This is a genomic window from Enterococcus sp. 9D6_DIV0238, from assembly GCF_002174455.2.
Lineage (GTDB): Bacteria > Bacillota > Bacilli > Lactobacillales > Enterococcaceae > Enterococcus_L > Enterococcus_L dunnyi.
Map to the genome: position 1 here is coordinate 3,004,155 of NZ_CP147246.1, position 20,394 is coordinate 3,024,548.

17 protein-coding genes are annotated in these 20,394 nt (G+C 35.0%); 10 read left to right on the plus strand and 7 right to left on the minus strand.

The window, feature by feature from the left end; genetic code table 11:
• Positions 1-89 precede the first annotated feature (89 nt).
• Complete coding sequence (locus A5889_RS14165) at positions 90-1,667, plus strand: peptide chain release factor 3 (protein ID WP_087639446.1); 1,578 nt, start codon at positions 90-92, stop codon at positions 1,665-1,667.
• Between the two features lie 261 nt (positions 1,668-1,928).
• On the opposite strand, the gene A5889_RS14170 is transcribed toward A5889_RS14165, so the two are convergent.
• The 3 genes from A5889_RS14170 to A5889_RS14180 form a co-directional block, all read right to left on the minus strand.
• Positions 1,929-2,408, minus strand: coding sequence for a DUF3955 domain-containing protein (locus A5889_RS14170; protein ID WP_087639447.1), 480 nt, complete (start codon positions 2,406-2,408; stop codon positions 1,929-1,931).
• 168 nt (positions 2,409-2,576) lie between these two features.
• The gene (locus A5889_RS14175; RefSeq protein WP_087639448.1) at positions 2,577-2,891 is read right to left on the minus strand and encodes a DUF1827 family protein; all 315 of its coding nucleotides are present in this window, start codon (positions 2,889-2,891) and stop codon (positions 2,577-2,579) included.
• 613 nt (positions 2,892-3,504) lie between these two features.
• Positions 3,505-5,778, minus strand: a complete 2,274-nt coding sequence (locus A5889_RS14180; RefSeq protein WP_087639449.1) for an ATP-dependent Clp protease ATP-binding subunit — start codon at positions 5,776-5,778, stop codon at positions 3,505-3,507.
• 248 nt (positions 5,779-6,026) lie between these two features.
• Here A5889_RS14180 and A5889_RS14185 point away from each other — a divergent pair, with 248 nt between their 5' ends.
• From A5889_RS14185 to ptsP, 3 genes are all read left to right on the plus strand, one after another.
• Complete coding sequence (locus A5889_RS14185) at positions 6,027-6,218, plus strand: hypothetical protein (protein WP_087639450.1); 192 nt, start codon at positions 6,027-6,029, stop codon at positions 6,216-6,218.
• A 173-nt stretch (positions 6,219-6,391) separates the two neighbouring features.
• Positions 6,392-6,658, plus strand: a complete 267-nt coding sequence (locus A5889_RS14190; protein WP_010765749.1) for a phosphocarrier protein HPr — start codon at positions 6,392-6,394, stop codon at positions 6,656-6,658.
• Entirely contained in the window at positions 6,658-8,385 is a 1,728-nt protein-coding gene (ptsP, locus tag A5889_RS14195) for a phosphoenolpyruvate--protein phosphotransferase (RefSeq protein WP_087639451.1), read from the plus strand. Before A5889_RS14190 ends, ptsP begins: the two co-directional genes overlap by 1 nt.
• Positions 8,386-8,453: 68 nt before the next feature.
• On the opposite strand, the gene A5889_RS14200 is transcribed toward ptsP, so the two are convergent.
• Both A5889_RS14200 and A5889_RS14205 read right to left on the minus strand, forming a co-directional pair.
• A complete protein-coding gene (locus tag A5889_RS14200) occupies positions 8,454-8,990 on the minus strand; it encodes a ClbS/DfsB family four-helix bundle protein (RefSeq protein WP_087639452.1) in 537 nt (178 codons plus the stop codon).
• A gap of 67 nt (positions 8,991-9,057) precedes the next feature.
• Positions 9,058-9,963, minus strand: coding sequence for a helix-turn-helix transcriptional regulator (locus A5889_RS14205; protein ID WP_087639453.1), 906 nt, complete (start codon positions 9,961-9,963; stop codon positions 9,058-9,060).
• Positions 9,964-10,170: 207 nt separating this feature from the next.
• Between A5889_RS14205 and A5889_RS14210 the strand changes: the two genes are divergently transcribed.
• The 5 genes from A5889_RS14210 to A5889_RS14230 all read left to right on the plus strand — a co-directional run bounded on the left by A5889_RS14210 (position 10,171) and on the right by A5889_RS14230 (position 17,472).
• The gene (locus A5889_RS14210; RefSeq protein ID WP_207114627.1) at positions 10,171-10,428 is read left to right on the plus strand and encodes an AbrB/MazE/SpoVT family DNA-binding domain-containing protein; all 258 of its coding nucleotides are present in this window, start codon (positions 10,171-10,173) and stop codon (positions 10,426-10,428) included.
• Entirely contained in the window at positions 10,428-10,811 is a 384-nt protein-coding gene (locus tag A5889_RS14215) for a type II toxin-antitoxin system death-on-curing family toxin (RefSeq protein WP_242585573.1), read from the plus strand. Before A5889_RS14210 ends, A5889_RS14215 begins: the two co-directional genes overlap by 1 nt.
• 198 nt (positions 10,812-11,009) lie before the next feature.
• On the plus strand, positions 11,010-13,121 hold the full coding sequence (locus tag A5889_RS14220; protein WP_207114628.1) for a type I restriction-modification system subunit M: 2,112 nt from the start codon (positions 11,010-11,012) through the stop codon (positions 13,119-13,121).
• A gap of 9 nt (positions 13,122-13,130) precedes the next feature.
• A complete protein-coding gene (locus A5889_RS14225) occupies positions 13,131-14,393 on the plus strand; it encodes a restriction endonuclease subunit S (protein WP_140405314.1) in 1,263 nt (420 codons plus the stop codon).
• Positions 14,394-14,427: 34 nt separating this feature from the next.
• A complete protein-coding gene (locus tag A5889_RS14230; protein WP_339087801.1) occupies positions 14,428-17,472 on the plus strand; it encodes a type I restriction endonuclease subunit R in 3,045 nt (1,014 codons plus the stop codon).
• Positions 17,473-17,542: 70 nt separating this feature from the next.
• On the opposite strand, the gene A5889_RS14235 is transcribed toward A5889_RS14230, so the two are convergent.
• Positions 17,543-17,833, minus strand: coding sequence for a hypothetical protein (locus A5889_RS14235; RefSeq protein WP_087639460.1), 291 nt, complete (start codon positions 17,831-17,833; stop codon positions 17,543-17,545).
• A gap of 1,182 nt (positions 17,834-19,015) precedes the next feature.
• The gene (locus tag A5889_RS14240; RefSeq protein WP_087639461.1) at positions 19,016-19,708 is read right to left on the minus strand and encodes an ArsR/SmtB family transcription factor; all 693 of its coding nucleotides are present in this window, start codon (positions 19,706-19,708) and stop codon (positions 19,016-19,018) included.
• Between the two features lie 72 nt (positions 19,709-19,780).
• Between A5889_RS14240 and A5889_RS14245 the strand changes: the two genes are divergently transcribed.
• Complete coding sequence (locus A5889_RS14245) at positions 19,781-20,386, plus strand: flavin reductase (RefSeq protein ID WP_087639462.1); 606 nt, start codon at positions 19,781-19,783, stop codon at positions 20,384-20,386.
• Positions 20,387-20,394: the final 8 nt, after the last annotated feature.

Below are 20,394 nucleotides of genomic sequence, written 5' to 3' on the forward strand. Positions count from 1 at the left end.
GAGAATATTCCCATGTAGAAGGATTCTTAAAAAATAAATGATTGATCTGTTATACCTATTTAAGAAAAAACGATAGATTGGAGCAACAAATGAAAAATTCACATTTAAAAGAACAAGTTGACAGCCGCCGTACATTTGCGATCATTTCCCATCCGGATGCCGGGAAAACAACTATTACAGAGCAACTATTATTATTTGGCGGAGCGATTCGTCAAGCAGGGACTGTTAAAGGGAAAAAGACCGGAAACTTCGCTAAATCAGACTGGATGGAAATTGAAAAACAAAGAGGGATTTCCGTTACCAGTTCTGTGATGCAATTTGATTATGATGATAAACGTGTCAATATTCTAGATACCCCTGGGCATGAGGATTTCTCCGAGGACACGTATCGTACGTTGATGGCGGTAGATAGTGCTGTGATGGTCATTGATAGTGCGAAAGGGATCGAGGCGCAAACGAAGAAATTATTCCAAGTGGTCAAAAAACGTGGAATTCCGATTTTCACGTTCATCAATAAATTGGACCGTGATGGTCGTGAACCTTTGGATTTGCTGGAAGAATTAGAAGAACTGCTCGATATCGAATCCTATCCAATGAATTGGCCGATCGGTATGGGGAAAGGTCTAGAAGGACTTTACGATATCTATAATAAACGTGTAGAAGTGTATCGACCTGAGACAAACAATGATGAGCGTTTTATTCCATTAGTAGATGGGGATATTCCAAGTGATCATCCACTGCATAAGGAAAGCGTGTATCAACAAGTATTAGAAGAAGTTGAGCTATTGGTGGAAGCGGGAGATGAATTTGACACAGAAAAAATTGCTCGCGGCGATCAAACACCTGTCTTCTTTGGTTCAGCTTTAACGAATTTTGGTGTACAAACATTTTTAGAAACCTTTTTACAATTTGCCCCTTCACCGTACAGTCATAAAACAGAAGATGGACAAGAAGTCAGTCCTTATGAGGAAGAGTTCTCAGGTTTTGTTTTCAAGATTCAGGCGAATATGAATCCGGCTCACCGTGACCGTATCGCATTTGTTCGAATTTGTTCAGGAACTTTTGAGCGTGGGATGGATGTCATCTTAGGAAGAACTGGAAAGAAAATAAAATTAAGTAATGTGACGCAATTTATGGCGGATTCTAGAGAAAATGTGGAAGAAGCTGTTGCTGGTGATATCATCGGTATCTATGATACAGGAAATTATCAAATCGGCGACACATTATATGAAGGTAAATTGAAAGTCGAATATGAAGAGCTGCCTTCATTCACACCTGAGCTATTTATGAAAGTTGTCGCTAAAAATGTGATGAAACAAAAATCATTCCATAAAGGAATTTATCAGCTTGTACAAGAAGGTGCGATCCAATTATACAAAACCTATCTGACAGAAGAATATATCATTGGAGCAGTAGGACAATTGCAGTTTGAAGTGTTCCAGCATCGGATGCTGAATGAATATAATGCAGAAGTCGTTATGACGCCAATGGGTAGTAAAATCGCTCGCTGGATCAAGCCGGAAGACTTAGATGAACGGATGAGCTCAAGTCGAAATATTTTAGCAAGAGACCGTTTTGATCAACCATTGTTCCTATTTGAAAATCAATTTGCTGAGCGTTGGTTTGCAGATAAGTATCCAGACGTAGAATTAAAGAGTTTATTATAAAATAGAAAAGGGACTGGGTCATAGCTCATAGAGTTATGACCCAGTCCTTTTTAAAACGAATAAACGTTGGAAGCAGAAGTAACCACTCTGCTTCGCTTCGATCACATCAGCTAACGCATACAGTTTCACTATTGTTCAAAGAACAAAGCGAAGTTAGCAAAATTCTAAGTGCTAAAGTACTAAGAGTTGAAAACTTCGGAAATAAGCTGAATACTTCTGGCCCATCCTCTTTTAGTGTAGAAAGAACAAATCGCTGAAAGTCTAGACTTTGCGTTTGATCAACTCTCTCACATAGTTGATTCCAATGACCAAAAAGACGATGATCCCTGTAAAAATGAAGAAGAAACCAATTGGTAAAAGATAAAAATTTTCATGCAAAATTCCTGATTGATCGATATATTCGACAGAGTTTGCTTTGATAAAGAAACAAGCAAAACCAAAAAACAATAAAAAAGCGCCAATCAATGTTGTGATCATATTGAATCTTGCCCGCCTTGTTTCACTACCATCCTGAATCAGTTTTTCAGTTATATTATTCACGGTATTTCCTCCTAATATCAAATCATCAAGTGAAATATGAAATGAACGAGCAATGAGGATCAACATTTCGAGGTCTGGTAAATTTCGATTATTTTCCCAGTTTGAAACGGCTTGTCTTGTAACATTTAAACGTGAGGCAAATTGTTCTTGTGTTAATTGATTTTCTGTTCGTAATACTTTGATTTTAGCTCCAAATTCCATCGTCTAAATTCCTTTCACTGATGTTTCTCAAGCATAAAGAGGATCACAGAACTTAGCAAGAAAGCAGTGCTTGCAAGAGGGAAAGTGTCACTTGCTATTGTGATAATCACGTGTTTGGCAAAATAAAAAGACACATTCTACTCAAAAGAATAGAGTATGCCGTTTTATCTACTGTTCAACTAAACTAGAGGTTACAGGAATTGAAATTTCAGTCACGTCTTTTAATTCGATGATCGAAATATCTTCTTGACGGTATTTTTCTTTAGGAATACGCTTTAAGAAGTAAGCTAAAATTTCGTTGATCTCAGTTTTGCGTACAGCACGTTTTTTATTGACGATCAATATTTCTGCATGCTTTGTTGCCTCAGAATAAACGACAGTGGTATTACCTGCTGAGTATACTTTAACAAAGTAGGCATCAGTATTTTCCAATTGTTTATTGACTAATTGCTTGTAGCTGTTGGTTACATTGACTAGCTTCATTTTTTTTCACCCCGACTTATTTCTATATTTTAGATTGATACTTAAAATGTGCTAATTTCGCTTAAAATAGACATTTTTGACGTTTGTTGTAGATTTACTCATTATTATTATAAATTTTTTTAGCCTAAATAAAAAGAATTTTGACTCAAAAAAACGAAAAAAAGACACTGAATAAACAAAAAAACGCAATCGTTTTCATTTTATTTGAGTCGTAAAAGACTAAAAATAGTTTGAAGTGAAGGTAATGCTACACCAGAGAAGGAACCTACTAAAAACGACTGTTTAAAGCGGAATTATTTGACATATGCTATATGGAGAGAAATATCATTTGGCTGAACGATCGATCTAGCCTAGGATAGATCGTCAATTAGATGAAAGAGGCTGGACATGCTGTGATGCGTCTAAACGTTTGTAGATGAATAGCCAGAAGGTGCAAAGATCAAGAAGATTTTAGATTGGATTGGTCACAAGACCCTATTGATTATCTGAAAAAGCAATTGCGGAATTAGAGCAGGCACATGTGATTTTCCATGATGATGAAAGTAAAACGACTTATGGCTTTCCCCATTAAAACAAAAAATGAGATCAGCGTTCATTCGCTGACCTCATTTTTTTATTCTTCTATTGTTTGTTCGCTATCAGGAGAATCAGATAAAGGAGCTTCTTCAGAAACAGTTTCAGTTGAACCAGTTACACTGATCTTCCCATCATCATCCAATTTAGCCACTAAATCATGATCTTCTGGATGATCCAAATAATATTCAGCAATTCCGTCTTCGATCTGTTCTTGGATCGTTCGACGCAATGGTCTTGCACCCATAGAAGGATCGTAGCCTAAATCAACTAATTTTTCTTTTACGTCTGTTGGAACTTCGATATGGATTTTTTGATGAGCAAGTAAGCCGTTCACTTCATCCAGCATCAAGCTGACGATATTCATCAAGTTTTCTTTGCTCAAAGCTTTGAATTCGATGATACCATCAAAACGATTCAAGAACTCAGGAGTAAAGAAGTTATTCAATTGGCCTAAAACAGATTTCGTCACGCCTTCGCGAGCAGCGCCAAATCCAACGTTGGCTTCCACATTCCCAGTTCCAGCATTACTTGTCATGATGATGATCGTATCTTTGAAGCTGACTGTTCGACCTTGAGCATCTGTCAAACGTCCGTCATCAAGGATTTGCAAGAACATATGCAAAACATCTGGATGTGCTTTTTCGATTTCATCAAGTAACACTAGGCTGTATGGATTGCGGCGTACTTTTTCAGTCAATTGTCCAGCTTCATCATATCCAACATAGCCAGGAGGTGAACCGATCAATTTAGAGACACTATGTTTTTCCATATATTCACTCATGTCAAAACGAATCATTGAATCTTCTGATCCAAATAGTTCAAAGGCCAATTGTTTTGCTAATTCCGTTTTACCAACACCAGTTGGTCCAACAAATAGGAAAGAACCGATTGGTCGATTTTGTTTACCCAAACCTACACGGTTACGGCGGATCGCTTTTGAGACTTTATCGACAGCATCATCTTGTCCGACAACATGAGCTTTCAAGTCGACTGCTAAGTTCTTCAATTGTGTTTGTTCTTTTTCTTTCAGATCACCAACTGGAATCCCTGTTTTTTGTTCAACGATCGCTTCGATATTTTTCTCATCGATCACAGGTGTTTCTTCATCGCTGATTTGTTTTTCCTTCATCGCTTGTAACTTATTGATTTGATCACGGTAGTAAGCCGCCTTTTCAAAATCTTCTTCAGCAGAGGCTTGTTGTTTTTGCTGTTCTGCTTCGGCTAATTTCTTTTCGATCGTTTTTGGATCGACGATTTGAATCGTCAAATTCATTTTAGAGCCTGATTCATCTAATAGGTCGATCGCTTTATCTGGTAAGAAACGGTCTTGGATATAACGATTAGATAAGGTTGCAGCCGCTTTGATTGCTTCATCTGTATATTTTACGTGATGATAATCTTCATAGCGTTTTTGCAAACCTTTCAAGATCTTGATCGTTTCATCGACAGTGGGTTCGTCTACACGAACGGGCTGCATCCGACGTTCTAAAGCAGCGTCTTTTTCGATGATGCGGTATTCATTCAATGTTGTTGCCCCAACCATTTGGAGTTCTCCACGAGCAAGCGCAGGTTTTAAAATGTTACCGGCATCCATATTGCCGTCACCAGCAGCACCGGCACCGACAATTTCATGGACTTCATCGATAAATAAGATAACATTTTCAGCTTGCTTGATTTCTTCGATCAATTTTTGCATGCGTTCTTCAAATTGTCCGCGAATGCCTGTTCCTTGAACTAATGAAACAACGTCTAAACGAATCACTTCTTTGTCCAATAGTTTTTGGGGAACATCACCATCGACGATTTTTTGAGCAAGTCCTTCGACAACGGCTGTTTTACCAACACCGGGTTCACCGATCAAGACAGGATTATTTTTTGTCCGGCGATTGAGAATTTCGATCACACGCTTGATTTCTTCATCACGACCGACAACAGGATCGATATCACCATTGCGAGCTGCTTGAGTGATATTGATACCATATTCTCCAAGTAAGCCGTCCGCTTGTGCGACACCGCCGCGAGGAGGTTGTCCGCCATTGAAGCCGTTACCGTCACCAAACTGTGTTGGAGGGACTTGGCCATTCGGGTTACCTTGTTGTTCCTGCATTTGACGAGATAAAGAGCGGTAGAGATCATCTAAACTTCCAAAACCAAATGGATCTTGCTGAGACATTGTTGGTTGATTATCATTTGCTTGTGCTTTTAATTTTTGGTAGCAACTTTGGCAATAGTCTAATTGTTTTCTTTGACCATTGACATTCGCATATAAATGGATCGTTGCTGGATTTTGCTGACAATTTTGACAGATCATAGGATAAAACACGTCCTTTCAAAATAAGACTAATCATGTATCAAAGTCATTAATAAGAAAGTCAAAAACCAATTGACCATTTTTGACCTTTGAGAATATTATAGCATCTTTCTCAGAAGAATCAAGCAATTGAACTTTAAATAGAATCCGATCACACATATAAAAATCGAGAAATAGCTTAGACAAATACTTCATTTTGTCATACAATAACCTCAGTCTAAAAATATACAGAAAGCGGTGAATAAATAATGGTCGAGAATTCGTTTGAAGAACAAATCAATGCGCTGAAAGAAGGAACGATCTCTGAGCTGATCGTTGATCCGCAGGATTTTCCTGCGTTTAGGGAAGCGTGGAAGAATTTACCAGATCGGATGTCGATTGTCGGAGAAGCTGGATTAAATGGACGAATTATATATCATTATATGAAAGAAGAAAATTAAGAGGGCCGTTCAATCAATAAAAAATAGGTGAAAAGTGTTGTATCTACTTTAAAAAAATGGTAATCTTAAAAATTGAAAGGGTCTTTTCTTGATGTCTGTTTTATTCGAATCAAGCAGAGAAAGGAAAACCCTAACATAAAAAATTATTTTACTTACGAAGGAGACCGATTCATATGGAAAAGAAAGATTTTCACATCGTAGCAGAAACAGGGATTCACGCTCGTCCAGCTACATTATTAGTACAAACTGCAAGTAAATTCAACTCAGATATCAACTTAGAATACAAAGGTAAATCTGTTAACCTTAAATCAATCATGGGCGTTATGTCTCTAGGCGTTGGCCAAGGTTCAGACGTTACTATCTCAGTTGATGGTGTAGACGAAGCTGATGCATTAGCAGCAATCGTTGACACAATGAAAAAAGAAGGATTGTCAGAATAATGTCTGATATGCTAAAAGGAATTGCCGCAAGTGATGGTGTCGCTATCGCTAAAGCTTACCTGTTAGTTCAACCTGATTTATCTTTCGACAAAAAATCTGTAGAAGATACTGCTGCGGAAGAAAGACGTTTAGATGATGCTTTAGCAAAATCAACGACTGAACTGCAAGCAATCAGAGAAAAAGCAGCTCAAAGCCTTGGCGAAGAAGAAGCGCAAGTTTTTGATGCGCATTTGATGGTTTTATCTGACCCTGAAATGATTGGTCAAATCAAACAAAACATCCAAGATAATAAAGTAAACGCTGAAGCAGCATTAAAAGAAGTGACTGATATGTATATCGGTATGTTCGAAGCAATGGATGACAATGCCTACATGCAAGAACGTGCAGCAGATATTCGCGACGTTGCAAAACGTATTTTAGCTCACTTACTAGGAGTTACGCTTCCTAATCCTTCAATGATCAACGAAGAAGTGGTTGTGGTTGCTCATGACTTGACTCCAAGTGATACTGCTCAGTTAGACCGTACATATGTGAAAGCATTTGTAACGGATATCGGTGGACGTACGTCTCACTCTGCTATTATGGCGCGTTCTCTTGAAATTCCTGCGATCGTAGGAACAAAAGAAATCACTGCAAAAGTGAAAGAAGGCGATATTTTAGCGGTAAACGGGATCGATGGCGATGTGATCGTTCATCCAACGGACGCTGAAAAAGCTGATTTTGAAGCAAAAGGTAAAGCGTATGCTGACCTTAAAGCTGAATGGGATAAATTAAAACATGCTGAAACAGTGACTGCTGACGGCAAACATATCGAATTAGCTGCCAATATTGGTACACCTAAAGATTTAGAAGGCGTACACAACAATGGCGGAGAAGCTGTTGGTTTATACCGTACAGAATTCTTATACATGGATTCTCCGGACTTCCCAACAGAAGAAGATCAATATGTTGCATACAAAGCTGTACTAGAAGGCATGGACGGCAAACCTGTCGTGGTTCGTACAATGGATATCGGTGGAGACAAAGAATTACCTTATCTTCAATTACCGCATGAAATGAATCCGTTCTTAGGTTACCGTGCATTACGTATCAGCTTATCTGAACGCGGCGACGATATGTTCCGCACACAAATGCGTGCATTATTACGTGCTTCTGTTCATGGTAACTTACGTATCATGTTCCCAATGGTTGCTACATTGAAAGAATTCAGAGCAGCGAAGAAAATCTTCGATGAAGAAAAAGCAAAATTAGTTTCTGAAGGAACAAGCGTATCTGATACGATTCAAGTCGGTATCATGATCGAAATTCCTGCAGCAGCTGTGATTGCGGATAAATTCGCCAAAGAAGTTGACTTCTTTAGTATCGGAACAAATGACTTGATCCAATACACAATGGCAGCAGACCGTATGAACGAACGTGTTTCTTACCTATACCAACCATACAATCCTTCAATCTTACGTTTGATCAAAAACGTGATCGACGCATCTCATGCTGAAGGCAAATGGACTGGTATGTGTGGAGAAATGGCGGGCGACCAAACTGCAGTACCTCTATTAGTAGGGATGGGCTTAGATGAGTTCTCTATGAGTGCAACATCTATCCTTAAAACACGCAGCTTGATGAAACGTCTAGATACTAAGAAAATGACTGAACTTGCGGATCGTGCGTTGAATGACTGCGATACAATGGAAGAAGTTATGGAATTGGTTGAAGAGTTCACAAAATAAGAATTTAAAGCTTCTGTTGTTTAGACATGTGTCTAAACAACAGAAGCTTTTTTTGTATAAGAACTCTTTTATGATTTGATATGCTGCTTGATCTTTTTTATTGCCCATTCGTAGTGACTAGAAGTTGCAGAAACACAGTAGCTTCCTAGTGTAGATGTTCCAGTCCAAGGCAATGTATTTTTAGCGAATAATTCTTCATTCGTGAATGTCTCAATCATTTTTAATACCTCAGCATGGCTATTTTTTAGAAGTTCCTTTGCCTCATTCAGAGAGGTATTTTGATGTTTTTCTATAAATTCTTCATTGAGTTTACCGTAAGTTCGCCAATTATAGGGAGTGGGTATGAAAGGCTTTGTTTCGCCGTTTTGATTAGAGTCTACCCAATTTAAAAGCAATTGATGCCATTCATATAAATGAATCAGCACATCCCGCAAATTCTTATCACGTTGCCAGTGAGCTTCCTTTCTTTTTTCCAAAAAGGTTTCACTAAAGACAAATGATGCATTCTGTTTTTCAGCAGACATAGAATCGATCAGCTGCCATAATTTCGAAAACTGTTCGTCTGCTGTTGTGATCAAGTCTATTTTAGTTGTAGGTCTAGGCATAATATACACTCTCCTTTGCATTTATACTTTCATGGTAGCATAGATAAGGTGACAGCTGTTTGTCACTTTATAGATTTAAATAATTTTTTTTTATCTCTTCGACCTGAGTCAGTAACTTTTTTTCTACATGTGCTGGTGAAAGGACTTTGACTGAAGCACCTAAAGATAAGAGAAAAGAGTATAGCCAATAATCTTCCGGTAATAGCGCATCTACAAGTAAAGAGCCGTCTTGATTGATCTGGATATCCTTCATATCAAATTCATCATACGCTCTGAAAGCAATCTCTTTTGTGAATAAAAGAGTTAAGTGCAATAAAGTGGGGCTGTCTTTTTCTTCAAGAGCAGGAACGGTGTAGCTACTTCTAGAAAAAGCTTCGTCAAGTATTTCCAAATCAGTGATCCTATTGATTTTATAGGTTCTGTAATCTTGTTTTGAAATGCAGTAAGCTTGTAGATACCAGGCTTTAGATTTAAAGAGTAATTTTAATGGATAAACGATTTTTAAACTTGTTGATCCGTAAGAGGTTGCATAGGAAAAAGAGAGAGCTTTTTCTGTAAGGATAGCATTTTTCAAAAGTTCAAATTTTTGATTGTCGGGATCTGTTTTCCCCCAACGGGAAAAGTCAACTTCGATCCAACTAGTGTCAGTCTTTTTAAAAAGAGTTTGAAGTTTTGATAAAGTCGTTGCAGCATTTAAATGATGTGTCACAGCTAAGCTTTGAAGAGCAAAGAGAATTTGGTCTTGTTCGTCAGCTGAAATCATCGATCTGTCTAACACGTAATGATCAAGCAGAGAGATCCCGCCACCTTTTCCTTTAGTTGTGTAAATTGGAATACCAGCGATAGATAACGCTTCTATGTCCCGTAAGATCGTCCGTTTAGAGACTTCGAAATGTTTTGCTAACTCCATTGTCGTCATCTTTTTTCTTTCGAGTAGAAGATAGACGATTTCAAACATTCTATTTAGTTTCATGATAGCACACCTCCTATCTTAGAGTATTTACCCTAGGAATAGTATATCATGAAAGAAAAAAATAATTTATGATAGGCAAAGTTTTAAAAATTATAGATTCGATGAGAATGTTACTATTTATAAAAATATACATATTGAAAAAAAGAAGTTTTTTCTATAAAACCTTCTTTTTATGATATAATAAATAAAATCAAGGAGGGAATAAGGATGTCTGAGACTATAAAAAAAACGAGAAAAACAAGAAAACAAGGAAATACATACATTACAACTTTACCTAAAGAGGTAATTCAAGCGTTATCTCTACATGAAGGTGATAAGCTTGAATTCGTTATTCGTGATGGGCAAGTGTTATTAGAGAAACCATTATCGATCAAATCAGATAATGTTCCTGATGAGTTTTACGATGACATCGACTTTTTTATGAATAAACATGATCAAGCGTTTAAAAATTTGGTTGAGAAATAATGAAGTATTTGACGATAGAAGAAGTCATTGCGATGAATTATGCATTGATTAAACGATACAGTCCACTTGAGGTTATTGGTGTCAAGGAAATGGGCGCTTTGGAAAGGATTATTGCTCAACCAAAGCAGGAAGTATTTGGAAAAGAATTGTACCCAACTGTTTTTGATAAAGCCTATATTTTATATGAAAAATTGATCAAAAAGCATTGTTTCCACAATGGTAATAAACGTACGGCAGTTTTAGCATTGTTGGTTTTTTTGAAGCGAAATGGATTGATTTTAGAGGTGGACAATAGAGAGTTGGAAGATATGAGTGTGGGAATTGCTATTAATAAAGTTTCGCAAGATGAAGTTATTTCTTGGATTAAAAATAATTGTAAGTAACGATCATATTGATTTGTTAAGAATGCTTTAGTGATGGTTAAGGTAGGTTTAAATTTCTACTTATTATATAGAAATACACTTTTTTGTAGAAAAAATGTTAGAATTAACTTAGTAATAGAAATAAAAATTGAAATTATTTCTTTATCAATATAATTCTTAATGTAAATAAAACACGGGAAAATTGGAGAGACAAAGATAATGACGAAATCAGTAGAAATATTATATGAGAACACAGAAATTAATGTTACTAAAGAGACAAATCTCGTTTTAGCTATTGCAAACAAATTAAGAGGAACATACAAAGCAGAGGATTATCAAGATGTGATAATTCCAATGGTTATTATTCGTCGTTTCGAATGTGCTTTAGAAGACACAAAAGATGAAGTTGTTAAAACATATGAGGCAAATCCTAAGATTGCCCCAAAAGTATTAGAAAGAAAGTCAGGCCATAGCTTTTACAATGTTAGTCATTTTAATCTTAGTAATCTACAAGATCAAGCAGACGATATAAAAGGTAATTTTAAAGACTACATTAAAGGGTTCTCCGCTAATGTAAAAACAATCATCGAAGATTTAGACTTTATTAAACAAATCGATAAATTGGACAAAGCGAATAAACTTTTATTAATCATCAAAGCTTTTGCTAACTTTGATTTATCTCCAAAAACAGTTGATAATATGCGAATGGGTTATTTATTTGAGGATATTTTACGTCGATATTCAGAGAATGTAAACGCTGGAGATCATTATACTCCACGGGAAGTGATTCGCTGTTTAGCAAATCTATTACTTGCAGAAGGTTGCGATGATATTTATCAAGATGGGAAAATCGTTAAAATTGGTGACTTTGCGTGTGGTACTGGGGGGATGCTCTCTACGATAAATGATTTTATTTTACGTAAAAATTCAAGTGCAAAAATCCATATGTATGGGCAAGAAATTTTAGATAGTTCATATGCTATCTGTTTAGCTGATATGTTAATTAAAGGCCAAGATGCAAGTCATATTCAACAAGTGAACACGTTGAAAGAGGATGCCTTCCCTGATGATGAATTTCGTTTTGTTATTATGAATCCGCCATTTGGTACACCTTGGAGTGGAGATAAAGCGGCGAATGGGACTAAAGAAGCGGTTGAGGAAAGTGATCGTTTCAAGCATCGAGTAGGAATTGATGGACCAGAAATCACGATGACACCTGCAAGTGGAGATGCTCAATTATTATTTATGCAACATGCTTTAAAAAAGTTAAATAAAGAAAATGGTCGAGCAGCAATTATTACGAATGGCTCGCCGTTATTTTCTGGTGGTACAGGTTCAGGTGAAAGTCAGATTCGTCGTTGGATGCTAGAAAATGATTTGATTGAAGCAATTATTGGGTTTCCTGATCAATTATTTTATAATACTGGTATTTCAATCTATGCTTATATATTAAGCTATAATAAACAGCCTAAGAGAAAAGGAAAAGTACAGTTAATTGATGCAACAAAATTTTATAAAAAAATGCGTAAATCTATGGGAAATAAACGTAATGAGCTATCAAACGATCATATCAAGAAAATTACTCATTTATATGCAGATTTTAAAGAAAATGACTATTCGAAAATTTTTGATAATGAAGAATTTCTTTACAAAGAGTACGCTGTGTACCAACCAATGCAACGGAATTATCGAATTGATGAAGAACGGATCCAAGCAATGATTGATAATAATACATTGAAGAACTTTTATGACAAAGACAAAATTGAAGAATATCAATTGATGGATCCTCTTCCTACAAAAACCAAGCTATTATTGAATAAGTTTCTTGAGAATGAATCAACGTATGAAGAAATTATCCATCGTTTAGTGACTAAAGGTGAAGAAATTGGTGAATTTAAAGAGCCAAAAGAGTTCACCAAAAGAGTTAAGAAACTATTTAAAGATTTAGATATCCCAGCTGGAGTAGTGAATTCTATTATTAAATCAATGAGTAGAATGGATAAAACAGCTGATATTCAAAAAGACGCATTGGGTAATATTATTCCTGATAAAGAAACAAAAGATATTGAATTAGTTCCTTATAAACAGTCTATAGATGAATATATGGAAAAAGAAGTATTACCACATGTTCCAGATGCAATGGTATTTTTTGAAGAGGATTTAAGTAAGAAGACAAAAGGAAAATCTACACCGGCGATAAAAACTGGGGCTGAAATCCCATTTACCCGTTATTTTTATAAATATCAGGCACCCGAGTCTTCTGATGAATTATTAAAAGAGTTTAAGGATATCGATTTGGAATTAAATAAATTACTAGAAGAATTAGGATAGGTGTTTGAAATGAAAAATGAGTTAAAGTTACCTACAGGATGGAAACTCAATAAATTTAAAACAATATTTACTACAGAAAAGGGATTAAGTATAACGAAAGAAAATCTTCAAGATGAAGGTTTAGCTGTTGTTAATTATGGACAAATTCATTCAATAAAGGGAATGGAAATAAATTGTAAATTTGATAATCTTCCATTCATTTCTTTAAAGTATTTAAAAAGAGCTAAGTCTGCTCTTTTAAATTATGGGGATTTTGTTTTTGCAGATACTTCAGAAGATATTGATGGTTCTGGAAATTTTAAAATGAACGTCAGTGAAGATGGTCTAATTTTTGCAGGATACCATTCAATCATAGCTAGACTAAAAAATAGCAATCATCCAAGATATTTTATGTATTTATTTGAATCGGATTGGTTTAGATGCCAAATTCAAGATAGCGTAAGTGGTGTAAAAGTATATAGTGTAACTCAATTAATACTAAAAAATACTAAAGTTATTAGACCTTCTTTCCCTGAGCAAATTGCCATAGCAGAATTTTTAGATAATAAAGTTAGTGCGATGGACAAATCAATTAACCTGTTGGAGTTAGAAGTTAAAGTGTTAGGTGAATTCAAGAAATCATTGATCTATGAAACTGTAACAAAAGGTCTTAATTCAAGTGTTAAAATGAAAGATAGTGGAGTAAAATGGATTGGTAAAATACCTGAAAATTGGGAAGTTAAACGTTTAAAATATGTAATGGATAACCATGATTCTAAAAGGCAACCAATTGAAGCTTCTGAGAGAAGTCAGGTCGGTGAAACTCTTTATGATTATTATGGAGCAAGTGGGGTTGTTGATAAAATAGATGATTATATATTCGATATGGATGCCTTACTTATTGGTGAAGATGGGGCTAACTTGGTAATGAGAAGTTTGCCATTGATTTATATTGCTAAAGGAAAATATTGGGTAAATAATCATGCGCATATTCTTACTCCGAAGGAAAACCATGATTTAACTTATATGGCATTTTTAATGGAAACTTTAGACTATTCTGACTTTATAACAGGATCAGCTCAACCAAAATTATCTCAAGAAAAGTTGAATAATATTTTGTTGTTAACTCCTCCATATATTGAGCAACTTGAAATATCTAAATATTTAGTTTATAAGACTGAAAATATAGATAAAATTTTAGATGAGAAAAAAGTTGAATTAAAGCTATTGAAGCAAATTAGAAAATCCATAATTTTCGAATATGTAACGGGTAAAAAAAGAGTAGATTTATAAAATTTATATGAACTAAAAAAAGGAGGAAAAAAAGTTGTTGAAAAATCCAATTCGTGAACGTTCAGAGTACCAAAAGTTCATTATTGATTATTTGGTAGAAAAGAACAATTTTGTTGAAAGAAAATATTCAGAAGCCACTTACGATCAACATAAAGCAATGGATATCAAAGAACTACTTACATTCCTAAAAGATACCCAGCCTGACGAGTATGATGAGCTCCATGCATACTACAGCGAAAATACAGATGAAATTATAGTTAGCACCATTCTAAAACAAATCGATACAAAGAACGGTATGATGCTAACTGCACTAAAACATGGAGTAGATATTGACAATACTCATTTTGAGTTAATGTATCGAAAACCAGGAAATGATTATAACCGAACGTGGTCAGAAAACTATCAGAAAAATCGTTTTACAGTGATGGAAGAGGTCTACCATAAAGAAGGTGAACGCATTGACTTAGTTCTTTTCTTAAACGGGTTGCCGATTATTACCATTGAATTAAAAGCGAATACTTCTGGTCAATCGTATAAAGATGCTATTGTTCAGTACCGCAAGGATAGAGACCATAGAACTCGATTGCTTCGATTTAAAAAAGGTGCCTTGGTTCACTTTGCCATGGATTTTAAAGAAGTGTATATGTGTACTGAGTTAAAAGAAAATGCATTTTTCCTGCCTTTCAATAGAGGATATCAAGACGGGGCTGGCAATGAACCGAACGAAGATGGCTTTGGTGTAGCTTACATGTGGGAAGAAATTTTCACTAAAGATAGGTTATTAACCTTAATTTCTAAGTTTATATTTTTGGAACGTACAAAAGAAGAGGGCAAGAAAAAGGAAAAAGAATCGTTGATTTTCCCACGTTTTCATCAACATCGTGCAGTAAATCGAGTCATAGAAGACATGCATAGCCATGCTACAAGCAAAAATTATTTGATTCAACATTCTGCTGGTAGTGGTAAAACAAAAACTATCGCTTGGTTATCTCATCAGTTATCTCAACTAATTGGTGCTGACGGAAAAGCGGTGGTAGATAGTATTATCATTATTACAGATCGTGTGGTGGTTGATCGTCAGTTACAGCGTGCGATTCAACAGATTGAACATAAGTCAGGTCTAGTGAAGGTAATGGATGAAGATGCTACCAGTCAAGACTTAGCGGATGCATTAAATAGTAGCTATAAGATTATTGTTTCAACGATTCATAAGTTTAGTTACATCTTAGACAACGTTCGTGAATTAGACGAGCAAAAATTTGCTGTAATTATTGATGAAGCCCATTCATCAACTAGTGGTCGGATGATGGATGGAGTCACTGAAGTATTGAGCAAAAAGGCACAAAAAATGGCAGATGAAGAAGGAGAAGAGCTTGATCAGCAAGAGTTAGTGACTGCAAAAATTGAAACGGATATTGAAGCACATGGCAAACAAAATAATGTAACCATGATTGCATTTACAGCGACACCTAAACCAAAAACGCTGAAAGTATTTGGAACAAAAGACATTAATGGTCATGAAAAAGAATTTGATCTCTACTCAATGAAACAGGCTATTGAAGAAAAATTTATTCTCAATGTTTTGGAGAACTATACAACGTTTGAAACATACTACAAAATTATTTTGAAAGCGATGGAAGATCCTGACTTAGATACTTCTCAAGCGAAAAAAGAGATTACTCGTTTTGTTTCCTTACATGATGTGAATATTCGCCAAAAAGTTGAGATTATCGTCGAACACTTTAGAGAAAATATAAAGCACATGTTAAAAGGACAAGCTAAAGCGATGATTGTAACAAGTTCTCGTGAGGCTGCAGCAAAGTATTATTATGCATTCGAAAAGTATGTGTCGGAACGACGTTACAAGGATATTAAGCCATTAGTTGCTTTTAGTGGTAAGGTAAAACTTGATAAGGTTGGAGAAGTCAGTGAAACGTCAATTAACGGGTTTGCAGAAGAGGATTTGGCTGAGAAATTTGATACAGATCAGTATCAAGTATTGCTGGTTGCCAACAAATACCAAACAGGTTTTGATCAGCCCAAACTTTGTGCAATGTACGTGGATAAGAAATTATCTGGCGTTACAGCAGTTCAAACATTGTCTAGATTAAATAGAATCTATCCTGAAAAGCATACATTTGTATTAGATTTTGTTAATTCATACAAAGACATTGAAAAAGCTTTTTCAAAATACTATACGGGCACTCATTTAGGAAATGAGATAAATCCTCATGACATTTTTGAAATTGAAGAAAAAATCGAGTTGCGAAATATTTTAGATTATGATGATATTAATGCCTTTAATACGTTGATGTATCTTGAAAAACGCTTAAAAAAAGAACGACTAAAAGTTGAATATTACCTAGATAAGGCGGTAAAAAGATTTTACAGACTGTCAAAAGAAGAACGTGAAGAAGCATTTTTAGAGTTAAAGCATTTTGTCAGCTTCTATACATTTTTAATTCAAGTAACAAGTTTTAAAAATATTGATTTGCATAAAAAATATAATTTCATTCGATTTTTATTAAAAGAAATGGATGTATCTGGTGCAAATACTGGTGTTGATTTAACTGGGAAAATTGATGCTGAATTCGGAACACCAAAAATTATCGATAATATAAAGACAGGTAATCTAAAATCAGGACAAGGAGAGTTGAAGCTTCCAGGAGCAGATGCGCCCAAACCTTACGATCCAATTATCAAAAAATTATCTGAAATCATTGAAGAATTCAATCTGTTACATGGCACCAATTTTGATACTGAAATTGAAATAGAATCCGTGTTTCATGTGAAAGAAATTCTTGCGAAGGATAAAGAATTACAACGTTCTTCAAAAGTAAATAATAAAAGTGATTTTAGATTGGAATATAATTTACGATTAGATGATGCATTGATTGAAGGGATGGATAGAAACCAAAATTTCAATAATACATTACTATCTAATGATGAGATGAAGCACGCTATCTTTGATTTGTTTATGGATGAAATTTATAAACGAATGAAAGAAAACAATGAACCCTATACAACAGAAAATCGATATATTAAAGTAGCTGAAGATGATGAAAAGTATGTAAAATAAGTTTCTTTAAATGAAATTAGAAGTGATTTAAATAATCTAATAAATCACTTCCTGAGTGTATATAAATAATTCAGACTAATGTATGATATTTTGTTTTTTCTTGGGTTCCAATAGCTAGTATTTGCAATTCAGCTTCTTGAATCAATCGATTGAATTCTAGATTAAATGTTTGGAAAATTTTCGAACAAGCATAATACTCCTTCACCACTTTTTTCTTATTGATTGGCGCACCAGGATTGGTAAAATACTTCTCCAAAACCGCCAACGGTTCTTGCCAAGAGTCCAAACGCTCAAGCGTATTGCGAAGGTCGATAATTTCCTGATAAGGAACAGCTTTGATACAAATTGCGGAATGTTTCATAAGTAAGTTCTCCTTTTTCTAAATCTATTAAGTAGCAGTCGACAAATGAGAAAAAGAAAAACAATAAGAGAGTGCCGTCTCTACCGTTGAAATGATTACCGATCAATAGCACTTTCCTTACAAAACACAAAAATTTGTGAAAATGTCTAGAAATTCTTACAAAAATTAGGTACAATAAAGAAACCAGTGCTACGGTGCTGGTAATCAGGCAACTTGGATAGATAGGTTACGCTGTCTATTCAGGGCTTCATTTATTGGGTGGTACCGATAAATGAAGTGCCTATTTATTTTATTCTTTTTCTCAATTTTTAAAGTATAGAAACAAAAAAACGACTACAGTTCACCTGCAATCGTTGACAATAGGCAAGACAAATAAACATCATTTTTACTTTTTTGTGTTTGAAAGGAGAAGGTTGTTAATCTTCTGGAATACAAAAGAATGTAAAAACAAGATTATGTCTAACACTATTGGCGATTTGTTTAAGCAGGTTACTCTGATTAATCAAAACTTCTCTAGTTTGGTTGGTAGCCAGATCAGGAAGCGCCAATTATTTAGTTTTATCGTTAGGAGAAATTACATCTAATTCACTCATTTCGTGCTAAGTGGATGATTACTATTTCCCTTGTTAATTATTTCTATCCTATGGCTATTAGTATACCGAAAAAAACAGCTGTTCGCAGTAAAAAATCTTACATTTTATGATTAAATAAAACCCAAAACACTCCCTATTATATATAAGAAAAAATAACAAATTTTTTTCAAAGCAAACAATCTATAATCTATTAAGTGACCTAATCTTCATAGGAGCATGTGTTTATATAGTCATAGGAAATACTAGAAATATCAATATACTAAAATTTAATTTTTTTGTGGGAGAGTTACGGTCCTGGAGATTTTACTGATTATACGAATAAATTTGATTTAGTTTTTAAAAGTATCTCTAAGCTAGTCCATTATCAATTTTTTGCAAAGGGCGTAATTGGAATTCTGCATCTAGATTGTTACTATTCAAAAATGATATTAAAATTTGAATTGTATCCTTATGAAAAGCAACTATATTTTAATTAAATTATGAGTAAATAGATCAAGTTACATAAAGGTACATGGTGGTTCAATTACTATTTAATCTATTATTTTTTCTGCCCTATTTATCTCAACAGAAAATATTTATAGGTCAATTTTTATGAACGCTGATTTTCCAATGAAAACTGCTGAAAAAATTGTTCTCCTGCTCGAGTTAAAGTGACACTCCGGTTGTCTGAATTCTGATAAATATATTCCTTTCTAATAATCATCTTTAGAAATGCTTTCCCTAAATTTCCGCCTAAGTGGAATGTTCGTTCAGTCCAATCTAAACAGGGTTTAGCGAAGATCCCAGCCCTTTTTTTCACTTCATTAGTGTCTACTTCAATACGATTCAAGAAGAGCATACCTTCATGCGTGAGTTCAACTTGGTTATTTGCTAAGATCAGATAATTTTTTGCGATCAGAAAATCAAAAAATATGACACCTAAAGCTCCTGCCAGATGGTGGTAACAGGTTCGACCACATTTCAATTCCTGAAACTCTTTATTTTGATTATAGGAGTTGATTTTTTTGACAGGACTGATCAACATCAAGCTTTCTAGAAGCTCTGCTACCGCAGGATTTATCAGTTGGTAATAAACATGGCGGCCTTGTTTGTAATATGTCACCCATTCCAAAGCTTCAAGTTTCTTCAAGTGGTAAGAAGCTGTTTGGTCTTTTATTTTCACTGCTTGCGCGATTTCATGGACCGTGTGAAATGTTCCGTCCATCAAAAGTGTCAAAATTTCTAAGCGTGACTGATCGGCTAATAGTTTCGTTGTCTGCTGTAAATCTGGAAAACCATTCATTTTTTTTCTCCTTTAATAGTTCGATACGCATCGAGGTTTATCGTTAGTATACTATATTAAGAGGTGAAAGATATGTTTAAAAAAGTAGAAAAAACAAGTTTTTATTATGGATTTCCAGTCGTGTTGATGACAACGAAAGATTTAGAGACTGATCGAGACAACATCACTCCGATCAGTTCTACTTGGACATTAGGCAAGTCAATTGTTCTAGGAATCGGTTTGCATAATAAGGGATTTTTGAATCTCGAAACAGGAAGTGAAGTGACGCTTAATCTTGCTGATAAAACCCTTTGGGAAAATATTGAACGAATTGCGCAAGTTACAGGAAGCAAACAGATTCCAGCGTATAAAAAGCAGGCAGGATACTCATATTGTGCAGATAAATTTGATTTAGGGAACTTCACTAAGCTAGCTGGTCAAGAGGTTCAAACAGTAAGGATCAAGGAATGTCCGATTCAAATAGAAGCAACGGTCGCAACTATTTCCCTCAGAGAAGAGTTTGCAATCGTAGAGTGTACGATAAAAGGGATTTTTATTGATGAAAAAATCTTGCATGATGAGCGATACATAAATGTTGATCTATGGCATCCGCTCATTTACAAATTTAGAGAATATACGACGACAACGCAAGGAATCGGGAAGAATTTTCGGTTCCAAGAATTTGATAGTACTATTTAGATGAAACT